We start from the raw sequence: 16,244 nt of genomic DNA on the forward strand, positions 1-16,244 counted from the left end.
CTACGGTCCCGGCGCAGGGCGCGCCCGTACCCGCACATGGTGCCCCCGTACCGGCGCAGGGCGCCGCCGTACCCGCACAGGGCGCCGCGATCCCGGCCCAGGGAGCCCCCGTACCCGCACACGGCACCGCGGCCCCGGCCCAGGGCGCCCCCGCGCCCGCCCAGGGCCAGGTGCCCGGTGTCGCTCCGGCGCTGCCCGCCGCGCAGCCGCTGCCCGCCGAGGCCGCCGCCGCGGCCGGGCAGGGCGCCCCCGGTCCCCAGCAGTGGCCCGCCGCCGCTGACACCTCCGGCGCCGGTACGCCCGTAGCCCCGGCGCCGACGCCCGCGTCCGGTACGCCGCTGCCGCCCGAGGGCGCGCCGGCACAGCGGGCCGCTCAGCCGTTGCCCGCCGAGGCGGCGGTGGACCCGAACTCCACGCAGGGGCGGGCGATCAGCGTACGAACGCTGGGCCAGGGCGTGCCGTTCAACCGGCAGGCCGCCCAGGTGCAGCAGCCGCTGCCGTCGGCGACACCGCCCCCGCACCAGCCGGGCGGCTCCGGCCGCCGCCGCAAGCTCGGTACGCGTCCCGACCCGGCCGCGGGCAACGAGCAGGGCGCGCGCCCGCACCCGTCGGCCGAGCCCGTACCGGCGAACGCCCAGGCACCGGCGGCGGCGCAGTCCCGGCTCGCGTCGGCGGCCGAGGGTGCCGGACGTTCGTACGCCATAGGGGCGCCCGACGCGGACGCCGCCGAGGGACCCGAGCCGCTGGACGGTCCGGGAGGCGCCGTCGAGGTGGCGGACCCGCCGCGTCCGCAGCCGATGGACGACGAACTGCCGCCGGAGCCGCTGGACAACCCGCGCCGGCTGCTGGTGTGGCCCGCGCCCGACGTGACCACGCAGCAGGCGCTGAGCGACCGCGGCTACCGGCCGGTGATCGTGCACTCGCGCGAGGAGGTCGACGCGCAGATCGCGGCCTTCCCCGCCGCGCTGTTCGTGGACCCGCTGACCGGGCCGATCACCCGTACGGCGCTCCAGTCGCTGCGCCAGGCGGCGGTGGCCGCCGAGGTGCCGGTGCTGGTCACGGCCGGGCTCGGACAGGCCTCGCGCGACGCCGCCTACGGTGCCGACCCCGCCGTACTGCTGAAGGCACTCGCGCCGCGCGACAGCGAACAGCACCCCCCGCGCGTGCTGCTGATCGAGGAGCACGCGGAGATCGCGCTGGCGCTGACCGGCACGCTGGAGCGGCGCGGGATGCAGGTCGCGCGGGCCGCGAGCGACGCCGACGCGGTGACGCTGGCGGGGCAGTTCCGGCCGAACCTCGTGGTGATGGACCTGATGCAGGTGCAGCGGCGCCGGGCCGGCTCCGCCGGGATCGTCGACTGGCTGCGGGCGAACGGACAGCTCAACCGCACCCCACTGGTCGTCTACACGGCCGCGGTCGACCAGGCGGACCTGCCGCGGCTGGCCTCGGGCGAGACGGTGCTGTTCCTGGCGGAGCGGTCCACCAGCGACGAGGTGCAGGAGGGGATCGTCGACCTGCTGTCGCGGATCGGGACCAACTGACCCGCTCCGCCGTCAGCGGGTGACGAGGCGGCGGGCGGCCTCCTTGACCGACGCGCGCAGCCGGGCACGGTCCTCCGCGTCGTCTCCGACCAGGATGCGGCGCATCTGCGGGACGACGGCCGTCCAGTTGGCCAGTGCGGTCAGCAGGAACAGCAGGTCGCCCGGCGGGATGGCGTCGGTGACGACCCCGCGCTCCTGACCGTCCCGGAGCAGGGCGACCTTGCGGACGTAGTGCTCCTGGCGTTCGCCCTCGTGGGGCAGCTCGTCCGTGCCGTACTCCAGGCCCTCCCAGAAGAGCAGGCGCAGCAGTTCGGGGTGGGCGGCGTGGTAGTCCATCAGCCGGTCGACCCAGCCCTCGATGTCGTCCGGGTCGACCGGAACGGACTCGGCGAGGTCCAGCATCTTGCGCTCCAGGACGATGGCGAAGAGCTCCGCCTTGTTGCCGAAGTACGCGTAGATCAGCTGCTTGTTGGCCTTCGCCTCGGTGGCGATGCGGTCGATGCGCGCACCGGCGATGCCGTGCCGGGCGAACTCGGTGACCGCCGCCGCGAAGATCCGGGCCTTGGTGGCCTCGGGGTCCCTGACTGCCATGGGCCCAGGGTAGCGCGGCAAGTAACCAACCGTTTGGTTGACAGGGAATCGAACCGAGGCGCAGACTGTTCGACCTATTAGCCAACCAACCAGTTAGTTGTTAGAGCAGGCTCCAAGGAGTACTCCGTCCATGCCGTCAGCGCCCGTCCCCCGCACCGCCCAACAGGCCCGCAGGCCACCCGCCACCGCACAGGGTCAGGGCCGGTCCCTCGGATCCGGCACCTTCCTCGCGCTCATCGCCGTCTGCACCGCGGTCACGGCCGCCAACATCTACCTCGCCGCACCGCTGCTCTCCCTGATCGCCCGCGACTTCGGCTCCACCTCGTCCGCCGTGGCCTGGATCGCCTCGGTCGCCCAGCTCGGATACGCCGTCGGGCTGCTCTTCTTCGCCCCGCTCGGCGACACCGCCAACCGGCGCCGGCTGGTCACCGTGCTCACCCTGGTCACCACCGCCGCCCTGATCGCCAGTGCGGCCGCCCCCGGCACCGGCGCGCTGGCCGTCGCCGTGTTCGTCGCCTCGGCCGGCACGGTCGTGCCGCAGCTGCTCGTCCCGCTGGTCGCCGAGCGGGCCCCCGCCTCCCGCCGCGCCCGCCATGTCGCCGCCGTGATCGCCGGTCTGTTCACCGGCATCGTCGCGGCCCGGGTCCTCGGCGGCCTCGCCGGACAGGCCTTCGGCTGGCGGTGGGTGTTCGCGGGCGCGGCCGTGCTCACGCTCGCCCTCGGGCTCGCCACCGCCGCCGTCCTGCCGTCCGAGCGCCGGCACCGCGACGGCTCGCTGTTCGGCGCCCTCGCCGCGCTGCCCGGACTGCTGCGCCGCTCGCCCGATCTGTGGCGCGCGTCGGTGCGCCAGGCGGGGATGTTCGGTGCGTGGAGCGCCCTGTGGACGTCTCTCGCCCTGCTGCTGACCGGCCCCGCCTACGACCTGTCCACGGCCACCGCCGGCCTGTTCGGCCTCTTCGGGCTCGCCGCGAGCGCGGTGGCACCGCTGGCGGGCGGGCTGGTCGACCGGTTCGGCGCCGCCCGGGTCGTCCGGGGCGCCTATCTGCTCGCGGCCGTCGCCGTGCCGCTGTTCTGGCTGGGTGGGCAGGTGATCTGGGCGCTGTTCGCCGCCGCGATCGCGATCCACGCGGCCCTGGTGGCCTCCCACGTCGCCAACCAGACCCTCGCCCTCACCACCACGTCGAGCCCGGCCGTCGCCAACACCGCCTACGTCGTCTCCGGCTTCGCCGGCGGCGCCACCGCCTCCGCCCTCGCGGGCACCGCCTTCACCCACTTCGGCTGGAACGGGGTGTCGGCGGTGGCGGCGGTCTGGCTGGCGCTGGGCTGGGGGATCACCGCCGTACGACGGTGATCCGTACGCCGGGCGGTGCGACGACGCACCGCCCGGCGCCTGCCCTACGTGTCTCAGAGCCGGGTGACGTCCAGCTCCCCCTCGGCGTACTGCCTGCGCAGCACCTTCTTGTCGAACTTGCCGACGCTGGTCTTCGGCACCGACTCGATCACCGTCCAGCGCTCCGGGAGCTGCCACTTGGCGATCTTTCCCTCCTCCTGGAGGAAGGCGCGCAGGGTGGTGAAGTCGGCGGTGGAACCCTCCTTGAGGACGACCGTGGCCAGCGGGCGCTCGCCCCACTTGTCGTCCGGGACGGCGACCACGGCGGCCTCGGTGACGTCCGGGTGGGCCATCAGCGCGTTCTCCAGCTCGACCGAGGAGATCCACTCGCCGCCGGACTTGATGACGTCCTTGGCGCGGTCGGTGAGGGTGAGGAAGCCGTCGGGGGAGATCGTCCCGACGTCGCCCGTCTTCAGCCAGCCGTCCTCGCTGAACTTGTCGGCGGGGCGCAGCGGCTCGGCGTCGGGGCCGTTGTAGTAGGCGCCCGCGATCCAGGGGCCGCGCACCTCCAGCTCGCCCGCGGACTCGCCGTCCCAGGGGAGGCGCTCGCCGCCGGGACCGGTGAGGCGGGCCTCGACACCGGACGGGAAGCGGCCCTGGGTCAGGCGGTAGGCGAACTCGGCCTCGGTGCCGACGGCCGCCGCCGGCGGGCGGGCGATGGTGCCGAGCGGGGAGGTCTCCGTCATGCCCCAGGCGTGGCAGACCCGCATGCCCAGCTTGTCGAACGCCTCCATCAGGGACGGCGGACAGGCGGAGCCGCCGATGGTGACCTGGGTGAGGGAGGAGACGTCGCGGGGCTTGGCGGTCAGCTCGGCGAGCAGGCCCTGCCAGATGGTGGGGACCGCGGCGGCGTGGGTCGGCTTCTCGCTCTCGATCATCTCGGCGAGCGGGGCGGGCTGGAGGAAAAGGTCCGGCATCAGCATGTTGACGCCGGTCATGAAGGTGGCGTGCGGCAGGCCCCACGCGTTGACGTGGAACTGCGGGACCACCACCAGCGAGGTGTCCTGGTCGGTCAGGCCCATCGACTGCGCCATGTTGACCTGCATGGAGTGCAGATAGATCGAACGGTGGCTGTAGACCACGCCCTTGGGGTCGCCGGTGGTGCCGGAGGTGTAGCACATGGCGGCGGCGGCACGCTCGTCCAGCTCCGGCCAGTCGTAGGCGACGGGCTGTCCGGCGAGCAGGTCCTCGTACTCGTGCACCTGGGCGGTGGCGTCCGCCAGGGCGGCACGGTCGCCGGGTCCGGAGACGACCACGTGTTCGACGGTCTTCAGGTGCGGCAGCAGCGGGGCGAGCAGGGGGATCAGCGAACCGTTGACGAGGATCACCCGGTCGGCGGCGTGGTTGACGATCCACGCGAGCTGCTCGGCCGGCAGGCGGAGGTTCAGCGTGTGGAGGACCGCGCCCATGGAGGGGATCGCGAAGTACGCCTCGACGTGTTCGGCGTTGTTCCACATGAGGGTGGCGACCCGGTCGTCGCCGGAGACACCGAGGTCGTCGCGCAGGGCGTGGGCCAGCTGGGCCGCCCGGGCGCCGATCTCCGCGTAGGAACGGCGGTGCGGTTCGCCCTCGCCGGTCCAGGTGGTCACCTGTGAGGTGCCGTGGATCGTCGACCCGTGGGTCAGGATCCTCGAGATCAGCAGCGGTACGTCCTGCATGGTGCTCAGCACGGCGTCCTCCTGTGGCGACATTGCCTACGCGGCGGTAAGGGTTGCGCTGATTCTGCGCACATACCGCGCGGTATGTCACTAGGGGAGCGGATGATCGATCACGCCGCGCCGGGGGATTTATGCCTCAATTCCGGACAAGCCCCAGTTCGGCGTCCTCGCGGAGCTTGCCGAGGGCCCGCGACACGGCCGACTTCACCGTGCCCACCGATACGCCGAGCACCTCGGCCGTCTGGACCTCGCTGAGGTCCTCGTAGTACCGCAGCACGACCATCGCCCGCTGCCGCGCGGGGAGCCGCATGATCGCCCGCCACATCGCGTCGCGCAGCGCCTGCTGCTCGGCCGGGTCGTCGCCGCCGGGCACCGGTTCGGGCTCGGGCAGCTCGTCGCAGGCGAACTCGTCGACCTTGCGCTTGCGCCACTGCGAGGTCCTCGTGTTCAGCAGGGCCCTGCGGACATAGCCGTCGAGCGCGCGGTGGTCCTCTATGCGCTCCCAGGCGACGTAGGTCTTGGTCAATGCGGTCTGCAGCAGGTCCTCCGCGTCGCTCGGATTCCCGGTCAGCGACCGGGCGGTACGCAGAAGCACCGGCTGGCGGGCCCTCATGTACGACGAGAACGACGGGTACGGGAGGGTCTGCGACGCTGTCGCCGGAGAGGCGGCTTTCGAAGCCCTTGTGCAGACGGGTGTGGTCATGGCTCAACGCTATGAGCGGGGCCGGTCCGGCGGATCGCCCGCAGGTCCCGAAGGCGGGTCCCCCTCAGGTTGTAGGGGTGGGGTTTGCCGCACCTCCTGAAGGTGGACGAGAGGGTGAGGGGTACTGCGGGTCGACCCTGAGGGACGGCTCCGGGAAACGCCCGCGCGGCGGTACCGAAGTACCGCCGCGCGGACGCCTCGCACCCCACGAAGCACACCCGGCCGTCAGATCGCCGGCCTCGTCACCACAGCGGGGTGAAGACGATGGCCACGTTGTCGTCACCCTGGTTGACGGCCGTGAAGGCGGATCCGTTGACCTGGGCGCTGTTGCTCGTGTTCGAGGCGCCGAAGCCGGTGGCCTGCTGCTGCGAGGTGGCCGAGTTGCCGAAGTTGTCGCCGCCGACGCCGCTGCCGAGGGCGTCGGCCTGGGAGCTGGTGGCCGTCGCGATCGATCCGTCGTCCGCCAGGGAGCCGCTGTCCGCCGCCGCGACGCCGGTGAAGAGGGCGGCCGCGAGCGGAAGGGCGGAGACCGCGGCGATGACGCGGGCGGTACGGATGCTTGCCATGTTGTGTTCCCTCCAGAACAAGGACGCACCGGCTTATGGCCGTGTGTGCGTGAAATACGGCTGCCACCGGGGAAGTTCCCCCCGCCCCGGTGCTGTGGACGACGTCGCGAGATCAGAGTTGCCCACGGAACCGCGCCGAACCACCCCGGACCCCGCTCTTCCCACGCAAGCGTGACGACAGGCCGATAAACCCCATCCCGCCTCCTGAACCCCGCTCCGCCCGGAGGAGGACACCTGAACCCCGGTCCGCGCAAGGAGTGAACCGTTCCACCACTTTTCCCGCGAACGCCTCCACCTCGGCGCGTCGCACCCCCTCCCCCTTCCCTTCTTCGAACATGTGTACGAACATGGAGTCATGGCCACCACCGACCGGCAGGCCACGACGCTGGCCCTCGCACACGCCCTGTCAGCCGCCGAACGCGGACTGGCCGTCATCCCCCTGTCCCGGACGAAGCTCCCGGCCCTGCGCTCCCCCCACCGCGACACCCAGGAACCGGCGGGGCCGCCCTGCCACGGCGAGTGCGGCCGCTTCGGACACGGTGTCCACGACGCCTCCACCGATCCCGCCCGCATCCGCGCGCTGTTCGCCGCCGCGCCCCGCGCGACCGGCTACGGCATCGCCTGCGGACTGCCCCCGCACCACCTCATCGGCGTCGACCTGGACACGAAGGCCGGCACGGACTCCTCCGCCGCCCTGCGCGAACTGGCGTTGCGCCATCTGTTCACGATCCCCGCCACGGTGGTCGTGCTGACCCCGAGCGGCGGCCGCCATCTGTGGCTGAGCGGCCCACCGGACGTCGTCGTCCCCAACTCCGCGGGCCGGCTCGCCCCCGGCATCGACATCCGGGGCGCCGGCGGCTACCTCGTCGGACCCGGCTCCCGTACGGAACGCGGCACGTACGCCACCGCCCCGGGCACCGCGCACCTGCCCCCGGCGCCCTGCCCGCCCGCACTCCTCCGCCTGCTCCTTCCCCCGCCCCGCGCCCACCACCCGACCCCGCCGTCGACCGGCGGACACGGCCAGGGCCTGGTCCAGTTCGTCCTCGCGGCACACGAGGGCCAGCGCAACACCCGCCTGTTCTGGGCGGCCTGCCGCGCCTACGAGGACGGCATCGGCCCCGACCTGGTGGAGCCGCTCGTCACCGCCGCCCTCAGCACCGGCCTGTCCGAACGCGAGGCCCGCGCGACGATCGCGTCGGCCGCACGCATGACGGCCCACCGCTCCTGACGTCCGTCCCCGTCAATTTCCGCTCCCCCGAAAATCGAAAGCCCCCGATGCACCACCGCCCTAGAGTGCCGACCATGGCACTCGCCCGCGTCGTCCTCGCCTCCGGCCGCCCGGTCGACCTCTCCGAACTGCGCATGTCGTCGACGTACGGCGGCCTCCTCGAGGGCTACCCGTGCAAGCCGCTCAACGACGCGAGGATCAGCGGAGTGCTGCACTCCGCCGAACGGGCCTTCCCCGGAGCCCCGGTCCATCTGATCCCGCCCCCGCGCGAGTACCCCGACCAGTACGCGGGCGCCTTCGGCCCGGTGGAGGTCCTGCCCTCCGTGACCTGCGTCGGCAGCTTCCGCTCCACGGCCCTGGACCCGGCCCACGACCGCGCCCTGTACCGCTCACGCCTCACCGTCATCTGGTTCCAGCCCACCCCCCACGTCCCGTCCGGCTACGACGCGGAACCCGACCTGCGGGACGTGCCGTGGGAGCGACTGGCGACGGACGAGGAACTCTGACCCACGTACCGCCCCACAGAAGGCCCCCGCATGCCCACTTCCCTGCTGCGCTGGCAGTTCGAGCTGACCTGGTCACTGTTCGAGTACCACCTGGAGCGCCTGGAGCCGGACGACTTCCTGTGGGAACCCACGCCCCACTGCTGGACGGTGCGCCGGTCACCCGACGGAACCTGGGTCCCCGACTGGGCGGAGACCGAGCCCGACCCGGTGCCCGTGCCCACCATCGCCTGGATCAGCTGGCACATCGGCTGGTGGTGGAGCGTGACGACGGACCACGCGCGGGGACGCCGCCCCCGCGAGCGGACCGAGATCGTCTGGCCGGGCGAAGGCCGGCCAACGGTGGACTGGCTGCGCGCCCTTCGCGACGAATGGCTCACGGTCCTCGACGACCTCACCGAAGCGGACCTGAACGCCACGGCGCCCTTCCCCTGGCCGAACGACCCGGCGCACACCAAGGCGCACATGGTCGCCTGGGTGAACGCCGAGCTGATGAAGAACGTGGCGGAGATCGGCCAGTTGCGCCTCCTGCGCGCGGCGTCCTGAGACGACCCCGGCTCAGTCGGCCGCGTACGCGAAGTCGTACACCCCCCAGTCTGTGAGAGCGCGGTAACCCAGGCGCTGGTAGAGCGCGTTGCTCGTCGGATTGGACTGATCGGCGAAGAGCACGACATCCCTCGCCCCCGCCGCCAGCGCGGCCCGGCTCACCTCCGCCGTCACGGCGCCCGCGTAGCCGCGGCCCCGGAGGTGAGCGGGGGTGTAGACGATGTCGACCTGGATCTGACCGCCGATCAACGGGTTCATGCCCGCGACGGAGACGGGCGTGCCGTCCGGGGTCTCCCAGAGCGTGTAGCGCTTGTCGGCGAAGCGGGTGCCGGCCCACGTACCGGCGTCGATGGAGACGTCCTCCCCGACGGCCTTGGCGAACTCCCCGCACCAGAACATGACTTCCTCGAGGTCCTCCTCCCCCAGGACCCTGCCCCGCCCCGCCGGCATCGGCTCCGGCGGGGTGAGCGTCCCGAGTCCGTACAGCCGGACCCGGGTGTCGCGCGGTTCCGGCGCCGCCCCGCTGCGCCGCTGCCACGCCTCGGCGAACGCGGTCGCGGTGGCGTCGTCCGCGCTCACGCGGCTCGGGAGGTGTCCGAGGGCGACCAGGCGGGCGGCGAGCGAGTCGGCCTGCTCGGGTGTGAGCGGGGAGAGCCCCAAGGCCCGGGGCGGAAGCCGATAGAAGGTGGCCTGCACCTCCCCGGCCCGCTCCAGCACCCCAAAGAGGGGCGCTTCACCACCGAACGCCCCCGCCCCGCGCGCCCTTACCCGCTCGGCCCACGTCAACTGCATGACATGCGCCCCGGGCCGCGCACGCAGGAAGCCCCCGGCCCGCCCCAGAAACTCGTCGACGTCTTCGGTGAGGAACCAGTCATCCGATCGCATGCCTCATCCTGTACCACCCCACCCGCCCGCACCCACGATCCCGACGAACGGTGACATCGCCGCCACGACGGTTTCAGGACCGCTCGGCCTTACGTCGCCGACTGCATTCCACCTGCTGCTCGTTGCCTTCCAGAGCGGCCGAGGAGGGGGCTCGAGAGCGTGAAATCCCGCTTCCTCCAGGCACCGTCCCATCGCCACCCATCGCTACCCTTCCGCCATACTTTCCCGCCACCCTCCCAAAGCTCTGACCTGCGGCAACAGGTAGCGACACAACATTCGCCAGGCCCCTCGCCACCTCCCGCCAGACTTTCCGCCACCTACCCTGACCTGCGGAAACGCCGCTGACGTGCCAGGGCCGCCTGTACTATCGAGACTCTGGCAGGGCGTCTTGCCGGACGTGTCCGACCAACGGCGGCCGACGACATCCTGTCCTCCGCGGACAGCCCCATGGCTCCCGCGCTCCAACACAAAGACCTGACCCGGGGGCTATCCGAGGTCAGGTCTTATGCGCGGGGTACGTGAGCCCGGCCGACTAAGACGCGGCCGGGCTCACTGCTGCCCGTCCGTACCGGCCGACTTCACGAGCTCATGACTGATCAGTGCATGAACCGTTCAACACACCCCGCAATGGCAGTGACCGCTCCGAGAGTCACCACCGCCAACTCGACCCAATCTCTGGTCAGGCGTCGGCGGCGCTTCCTCTGCTTGGGTCGCACCATCGTTTCGGCTCCCATCTGTTGTTGCTTCCGACCGGTCGAGGTACGAACCAGCCGGCTCCCCGCTCAGGATGAGCAGGGCGCCTAGGCATGACAGGGCCGAACTACCCCGAACCTAGCGGGCACTTCGAGGCGAACGACGTTTGAACGACCAATCGCCACGGTCCGCCATGCCTAGCCACTACAAGAGCCACGGATCCGCTTGTGCTCCGTCGCTGGCCGACGCTCTCCGATGCTGTGGGCGGGTGCCGGTGCCGGAGCGGAACGTCCCAGCGTCACAACGTCGGCACGGGCACGCGCCCCGTCGGACACCGGCCCGCGCGCAATGCGAGGCAGGCAGTGGGCGACTTATGGCAATTGAATCGTTTGTGCACAAACCTCCACCCCCCTGGGTCCTGAAGACGCAGGAACGTGCGGCATACGTCGGCTTCTGGAGAGGCGTATCGATGCCCATGATGGATATCAATGCAGGCGCCCGCCCGACCGGACAGGCTTGGCGGCAGGATCGGCGGGGCGGGCGACGAGGAAGCGGCACGAACGCCGGCACCCGGATCGATGGGCCCTTCAGCGGCAGTTGCACCCGCAGAGTGACGCACGTCACAGCCACTGATCGGGGTGAGCCAATCGGCGACAGGAAAAAGGGGATCGAATTTGCGAACAGCCGATCTCGGCTCACAATGAGCCCGTCAAGCCACGAAAAACCCGCCCTTGCCGAACAGGTTCCTAGGCGTGCACGGCAGGGCGGGTCTCCGAACCTCTAGGAGGCTCAAGATGAGTTTGTCGCCTACCCCTCAGGGGATGTCAATTCCGATCACCCCTGAGCGGCTGATCATGGTCATCATTCTGATCGTGCTCGTCACTGCACCCGGCGCCGAGATCGCCAACGCCTACGCAGACGCAGCCGCGTTGGTGACCTTGCTCATTGGAGGTTGCGGCGCAGCAGTGACGTACAGCAACCACGGCAACTGATTCCCGCTCCCGTGTCCCACCCGTGCCCGATCGAGCGGGGGATCACGGGGAACGCCGGACAAACGTGGCGCCCGATCACGCAAGGCGACCCCTGCCCGGATCTCCGGGTCAGGGGTCGTTTCCGCTGCTCTCAGCGCGGAGGCGGTGGGATTTGAACCCACGGTGACATCGCTGCCACGACGGTTTTCAAGACCGTTCCCTTCGGCCGCTCGGGCACGCCTCCCCGCGCCGGTCCGTGATCGGCGGCGCGGGGACAAGGGTAACGGGTGCGGGGCTCTCGGGTGAGGTCAGCTGTCGCCCACGCGGGAGCCCAGGGTGAGTTCCGTGGTGCGCTCCTTGCCGTCGCGCTCGTAGGTGATCGTGACCTCGTCGCCCGGCTTGTGGGTCCAGATCTCGCCGATCAGCGTCGGGCCGGAGTCGATGACCCGGTCGTCGAGCTTGGTGATGACGTCACCGGGCTGGAGGCCGGCCTTGTCGGCGGGGCCGCCCGGGTCGACCGGTTCGGAGCCGCCCGCGCCCTGATCGGTGATCTTCGCGCCGCCCGTCGTCTCCTCCAGGGAGACCGACGCGCCGATCTTGGCGTACACCGGCTTGCCGGTCTCGATCAGCTCCTGGGCGACGTACTTGGCCTGGTTGATCGGGATGGCGAAGCCCAGCCCGATCGAGCCGGCCTGCCCCGTGCCGAAGCCGCCGTTGCTGGTGGACTGGATCGCGGAGTTGATGCCGATCACGTTGCCCTGTGCGTCCAGCAGGGGGCCGCCGGAGTTGCCCGGGTTGATGGACGCGTCGGTCTGGAGGGCGCTCATGTACGAGGCCTGGCTGCCGGTGCCGTCGCTGGAGGCCACCGGGCGGTTCTTCGCGCTGATGATGCCCGTCGTCACCGTGTTGGACAGGCCGAAGGGCGCGCCGATGGCGATCGTCGAGTCGCCCACGGCCACGTCGTCGGAGTTGCCGAGGGTGAGGGGCTTGAGGTCCGAGGGGGCGTTCTTCAGCTTGATGACCGCGACGTCGTAGCCCTGGGCGTGGCCGACCACCTCGGCGTCGTACTTCTTGCCGCTCGGGAAGGTCGCCGAGACCTTGCCGCCGTCGACGGCGTCCGCCACGACGTGGTTGTTGGTGACGATGTGGCCCTGCTTGTCGAAGACGAAGCCCGTGCCGGTGCCGCCCTCGCCGCTGCTGCTCTCGGCCTCGATGGTGACGGTGCTCGGCAGCGCCTTCGCGGCCACGCCGGCGACCGTGCCCGGGTCCCGCTTGACGTTGCCGCCGCTGGTGGAGGACGAGACGGTCGTCGAGCCGTTGCTGTCGTTCTCCTTGGCCAGCGTGTAGCCGAGGCCGCCGCCCAGGCCGCCCGCGACCAGCGCGGCGACCAGGACCGCGGCGACCATGCCACCGCGCCCCCGGCCGTTCTTCGGCGGCGGCTGCTGCTGGTACGAGGAGCCCCAGCCGCCCGAGCCGTGCCCGGCACCGCCGTCGCCGTACGACGGGGTGGACGGCGGCGGGGGCGGCGGCCAGGAGGCGTCGGGGGCGGAGGGGGAGTGCGGGGAGTGCGGGCCGGCCGGGTTGCCGCCGCCCTGGGGGTCCTGTGCCGCGTGGGCGGCGGGCGGGCCGTAGGGGTTCTCGGCGCCCGCGGGGCCCTGCGGGGCGGTGCCGTAGCCCTGGCCGGGATCCGGAGCGGGTCCCGGGGCCGGGTGCCCCTGGTGTGCCGAAGCAGCGGGAGCGTCCACCGGCGCGGGCGGCGGTGCGGACGGCGCCGGGGGTACCGCGGTGCCCTCGTTCTCGGTGCTCACAGCTTCTCTCCTCGATCCACGGCTGTTGTTCTCGGTCGCACTCGGTCACGCTCGTTCAAGCTCTTCCACGAGCCCGGCGCGATGCAGCTGTGCATGTCTCTTTGTATGACGTCAGCTTTTCCCACGGGCCGTCAGGGCACCATAAGCCGTTCCTGTGGGTCCGGGGCCATTCTTTATATAGGGCATTACTCACGTAAGGCGCGCCACTCGATGCCTCCGACCGGACGGCGAGACCGTTCACTCGACTCCGCGCCCACGTCCACCCGTGCGCGGTGGCACCATGACGCGGTGACCCACGCACGACAGCACCCGACCCAAGTCGTCGCGCACCGCGGGGCCTCCGAGGACGCCCCCGAGCACACTCTCGCCGCGTATCGCAAGGCGATCGAGGACGGTGCGGACGCGCTCGAATGCGATGTACGTCTGACCGCCGACGGCCATCTCGTATGTGTTCACGACCGTCGCATCAACCGTACGTCCAACGGCAGGGGTGCGGTGTCGGCGCTCGAGCTCTCGGACCTGGCGGCCCTGGACTTCGGCTCCTGGAAGAGCCGCGACGCCTTCGGAGGGCCGCGCGTCGAGGAGCCCGACTGGGAGCACCGCCCCGAGGACCGGGAGGCCACCTCCGTCCTCACCCTGGAGCGGCTGCTGGAGCTGGTCTCCGACGCCGGGCGCCGGGTCGAGCTGGCGATCGAGACCAAGCACCCCACGCGATGGGCGGGACAGGTCGAGGAGCGGCTGCTGCTCCTGCTCAAGCGGTTCGGGCTGGACGCGCCGGCCAACGCCGAGGAATCGCCGGTGCGTGTGATGAGTTTCTCCGCGCGGTCGCTGCACCGCGTGCGTGCCGCGTCCCCGACGCTGCCCACGGTCTACCTGACGCAGTTCGTCTCACCCCGGCTGCGCGACGGACGGCTGCCCACCGGCGTGCGGATCGCGGGGCCCTCGATCCGCATCGTGCGCAGCCACCCCGCGTACATCGAGCGGCTGAAGCAGTCCGGCCACCAGGTTCACGTGTGGACCGTGAACGAGCCCGAGGACGTGGATCTCTGTGTACGCCTCGGTGTGGACGCCATCATCACCAACCGCCCCCGCGCGGTGCTCGACCAGCTCGGCCGCTGACGGCGCGGACCTCATCATCATCACCAATCGCCCCATCGGCCCCAATCGGTACACGCAGGAGTCTTGACCCCGCGACCCGGCCCGGCGCATCCTCACATCTCGGCCACAGCGACCAAATCCAGCCACACGGCTACAGGGAGTGCTCCGGCGCGTTCGTTGCGTATTCGTTCTTTTCGAGTGCGTCACCGCTCGCGGATTGGCCGGTTTCCGGTTCAGGCCAATGGGGCATCCACACCGTGGCGTGGGGCGAAGGAGGTCTCGGGGGTGGCGTTGGTGGTGGCACAGGAGGTGCCCACGTCGTCGAGCATGGCCGTACCCCATGGCCCTGCGGGCGTGGGGAAGGCGAGGCGCCGTATGCGCGCGCAACTGCGCGACGGGGGCGTGGCGGATTCGGTCATCGACGATGCCGTACTGATCCTTTCCGAACTGTTGAGCAACGCGTGCAAACACGGCCGGCCTCTCGGCGACGCCCTGGCCGGCGACGGGGACGTGCGCGCGGCCTGGCAGGTGGATCCGCGCGGCCGGCTGGTCGTCGAGGTCACGGACGGCGGCGGCCCGACCCGCCCGGCGCCGGCCACCCCGTCGGTCACGGCGCACGGCGGCCGGGGGCTGAACATCATCACCGCGCTGGCCGACGACTGGGGCGTACGCGACGAGGTGCCCGGCGAGGTCACGGTGTGGGTCGTCGTCCATGACGACGTGTACGACCCGGACGCGGGAGCGGGGCACCGGCGCGAGGACTTCGCGGCGCGGGTGACGGCCCCCTCGGTCTCCCGCATACCCGGGCTCGACTTCGCGGACGTCTTCGACGACCTGGACTGAGGGCGCCCCCGGCCGGGGAGAACGCGCCGGCACGGTCGGGTGTCCGCGGTGTCCACAGGTCGGCACGTCGTCCACAGGATCCCGTCGGCCGTGGCATGAACGGCTAGGCTCGCGCCCGTACGAGTAGAGCCGTAACCGGGAGACACCCACGATGGCCAAGAAGCGACCCCAGACGAAGGCCAAGCGCCCGCAGCCCACGGACGGGCAGATCCCGGTCGTCGGTGCCCGCGAGCCCTGCCCGTGCGGCAGCGGCCGCCGCTACAAGGCCTGTCACGGCCGTGCCGCCGCGCACGCGGCGACCGAGCTGGTGCACCGGCCGTTCGAGGGCCTGCCGGGCGAGTGCGACTGGGTGGCGCTGCGCGAACTGGTGCCGGCCGCCACCGTCGAGCTGACGCTCAAGGGCGGCCTGCCCGAGGGCGTCCCCTCGGTGACGCTGGCCACGGTGCTGCCGATGGCCTGGCCCGCCCTGCGCCGCGACGACGGCTCGGTCCTGCTCGGCCTCCAGAACGACACGTCCTCCGGCGACATCAGCCGCGACCTCGCCGACACCCTCCAGCGCGCGCTCACCGCCGACCCGGGTACGCCGGTGCAGTCCCGGCGCGCTCCCGCCGACGGTCCGCGGCTCCAGGACCTGCTCGACCCCGAGGGCGCGTTCGAGCCGGTCGTGCACAGCGGGTTCGAGTTCTGGGTCCCGGACCCGGAGAACGCCACGCCGGACGTCACCGCGTCCCTGGAGCGGGCCAACGCCGCGGCCATCCCGACCGTCAAGCTGTCGGGCGTGGACGCCGCGTACTGGTGCGAGACGCCCGAGAAGAACCATCTGCGGTGGGTCATGCCGCACCCCGAGGAGCAGCTTCTGGACGCTCTCGCGCGGCTGCACGCGGCGGGTGGGTCCTCGCTCGGCGAGGGCACCCGACTCGTGGGTTCCTTCCGCGCTCACGGGCTCACCGTGCCGGTCTGGGACCTGCCCAGCGGGATCGGCGCCCAGGACGTGGAGAAGCCGGCGGCCGAGTTCGCCGAGCGGCTCGCCGCCGCGCTGGCCACGGACGCGCCGCTGACCGCCGACGAGCGCCGGGCGCGCGGCGGCCTGACGAACCGCCAGGTCACGCTGAGCTGACGTACCGGGGTTCCGCCGGCCTTGATCTCTGGACACACAACTTCATGCACCTCCCGGTGCGCGGGCGACGGCTCCTTCGTTGTGATCGAATCCAGGCCGCCGC

At 71.7% G+C, this 16,244-nt stretch carries 15 protein-coding genes and 1 tRNA gene; 9 read left to right on the forward strand and 7 right to left on the reverse strand.

All coding sequences use genetic code 11. The annotated features are described in order from the left end of the window. The coding region (locus ACZ470_RS35115; protein ID WP_468433908.1) for a response regulator at positions 1-1,541 on the forward strand (1,541 nt) is incomplete at its 5' end. A gap of 12 nt (positions 1,542-1,553) precedes the next feature. Here ACZ470_RS35115 and ACZ470_RS35120 read toward each other — a convergent pair. Then, the gene (locus ACZ470_RS35120; protein ID WP_468433910.1) at positions 1,554-2,132 is read right to left on the reverse strand and encodes a TetR/AcrR family transcriptional regulator; all 579 of its coding nucleotides are present in this window, start codon (positions 2,130-2,132) and stop codon (positions 1,554-1,556) included. A gap of 130 nt (positions 2,133-2,262) precedes the next feature. Between ACZ470_RS35120 and ACZ470_RS35125 the strand changes: the two genes are divergently transcribed. Then, positions 2,263-3,483, forward strand: coding sequence for an MFS transporter (locus ACZ470_RS35125; RefSeq protein WP_468433912.1), 1,221 nt, complete (start codon positions 2,263-2,265; stop codon positions 3,481-3,483). Positions 3,484-3,536: 53 nt separating this feature from the next. Here ACZ470_RS35125 and ACZ470_RS35130 read toward each other — a convergent pair whose 3' ends face one another. From ACZ470_RS35130 to ACZ470_RS35140, 3 genes are all read right to left on the reverse strand, one after another. Beyond that, positions 3,537-5,213 (reverse strand): long-chain fatty acid--CoA ligase, encoded by a 1,677-nt coding sequence (locus tag ACZ470_RS35130; RefSeq protein ID WP_468433914.1) that lies wholly within the window; start codon positions 5,211-5,213, stop codon positions 3,537-3,539. Between the two features lie 103 nt (positions 5,214-5,316). Further along, the gene (locus tag ACZ470_RS35135) at positions 5,317-5,883 is read right to left on the reverse strand and encodes a SigE family RNA polymerase sigma factor (protein ID WP_468433916.1); all 567 of its coding nucleotides are present in this window, start codon (positions 5,881-5,883) and stop codon (positions 5,317-5,319) included. Positions 5,884-6,125: 242 nt separating this feature from the next. After that, positions 6,126-6,449: a hypothetical protein gene (locus tag ACZ470_RS35140; RefSeq protein WP_468433918.1), complete on the reverse strand. Its 324-nt coding sequence runs from the start codon at positions 6,447-6,449 to the stop codon at positions 6,126-6,128. A 355-nt stretch (positions 6,450-6,804) separates the two neighbouring features. Here ACZ470_RS35140 and ACZ470_RS35145 point away from each other — a divergent pair, with 355 nt between their 5' ends. The 3 genes from ACZ470_RS35145 (at position 6,805) to ACZ470_RS35155 (ending at position 8,726) form a co-directional block, all read left to right on the forward strand. Next, positions 6,805-7,677: a bifunctional DNA primase/polymerase gene (locus ACZ470_RS35145; RefSeq protein WP_468433920.1), complete on the forward strand. Its 873-nt coding sequence runs from the start codon at positions 6,805-6,807 to the stop codon at positions 7,675-7,677. 74 nt (positions 7,678-7,751) lie between these two features. Then, entirely contained in the window at positions 7,752-8,183 is a 432-nt protein-coding gene (locus tag ACZ470_RS35150; protein WP_468433922.1) for a hypothetical protein, read from the forward strand. A 30-nt stretch (positions 8,184-8,213) separates the two neighbouring features. Continuing rightward, entirely contained in the window at positions 8,214-8,726 is a 513-nt protein-coding gene (locus ACZ470_RS35155) for a DinB family protein (protein ID WP_468433924.1), read from the forward strand. A 12-nt stretch (positions 8,727-8,738) separates the two neighbouring features. On the opposite strand, the gene ACZ470_RS35160 is transcribed toward ACZ470_RS35155, so the two are convergent. Further along, a complete protein-coding gene (locus tag ACZ470_RS35160) occupies positions 8,739-9,611 on the reverse strand; it encodes a GNAT family N-acetyltransferase (RefSeq protein ID WP_468433926.1) in 873 nt (290 codons plus the stop codon). A 1,514-nt stretch (positions 9,612-11,125) separates the two neighbouring features. On the opposite strand from ACZ470_RS35160, the gene ACZ470_RS35165 reads away from it, so the two are divergent. Beyond that, positions 11,126-11,296 carry a hypothetical protein gene (locus ACZ470_RS35165; protein ID WP_468433928.1) on the forward strand — a complete coding sequence of 57 codons (171 nt, stop codon included), beginning with the start codon at positions 11,126-11,128 and terminating at the stop codon, positions 11,294-11,296. Positions 11,297-11,432: 136 nt separating this feature from the next. Here the strand turns inward: ACZ470_RS35165 and ACZ470_RS35170 are convergent. Continuing rightward, positions 11,433-11,519 (reverse strand) — tRNA-Ser (locus ACZ470_RS35170). 64 nt (positions 11,520-11,583) lie between these two features. Then, positions 11,584-13,083 (reverse strand): S1C family serine protease, encoded by a 1,500-nt coding sequence (locus ACZ470_RS35175; protein ID WP_468433930.1) that lies wholly within the window; start codon positions 13,081-13,083, stop codon positions 11,584-11,586. A 288-nt stretch (positions 13,084-13,371) separates the two neighbouring features. Between ACZ470_RS35175 and ACZ470_RS35180 the strand changes: the two genes are divergently transcribed. The 3 genes from ACZ470_RS35180 (at position 13,372) to ACZ470_RS35190 (ending at position 16,141) form a co-directional block, all read left to right on the forward strand. Further along, on the forward strand, positions 13,372-14,202 hold the full coding sequence (locus tag ACZ470_RS35180) for a glycerophosphodiester phosphodiesterase (RefSeq protein WP_468433932.1): 831 nt from the start codon (positions 13,372-13,374) through the stop codon (positions 14,200-14,202). A 177-nt stretch (positions 14,203-14,379) separates the two neighbouring features. Beyond that, positions 14,380-15,024 (forward strand): ATP-binding protein, encoded by a 645-nt coding sequence (locus ACZ470_RS35185; RefSeq protein WP_468433934.1) that lies wholly within the window; start codon positions 14,380-14,382, stop codon positions 15,022-15,024. Between the two features lie 151 nt (positions 15,025-15,175). Beyond that, positions 15,176-16,141, forward strand: a complete 966-nt coding sequence (locus ACZ470_RS35190; RefSeq protein WP_468433935.1) for a DUF5926 family protein — start codon at positions 15,176-15,178, stop codon at positions 16,139-16,141. Positions 16,142-16,244 lie beyond the last annotated feature (103 nt).

This window comes from Streptomyces sp. NPDC031111 (assembly GCF_055570675.1).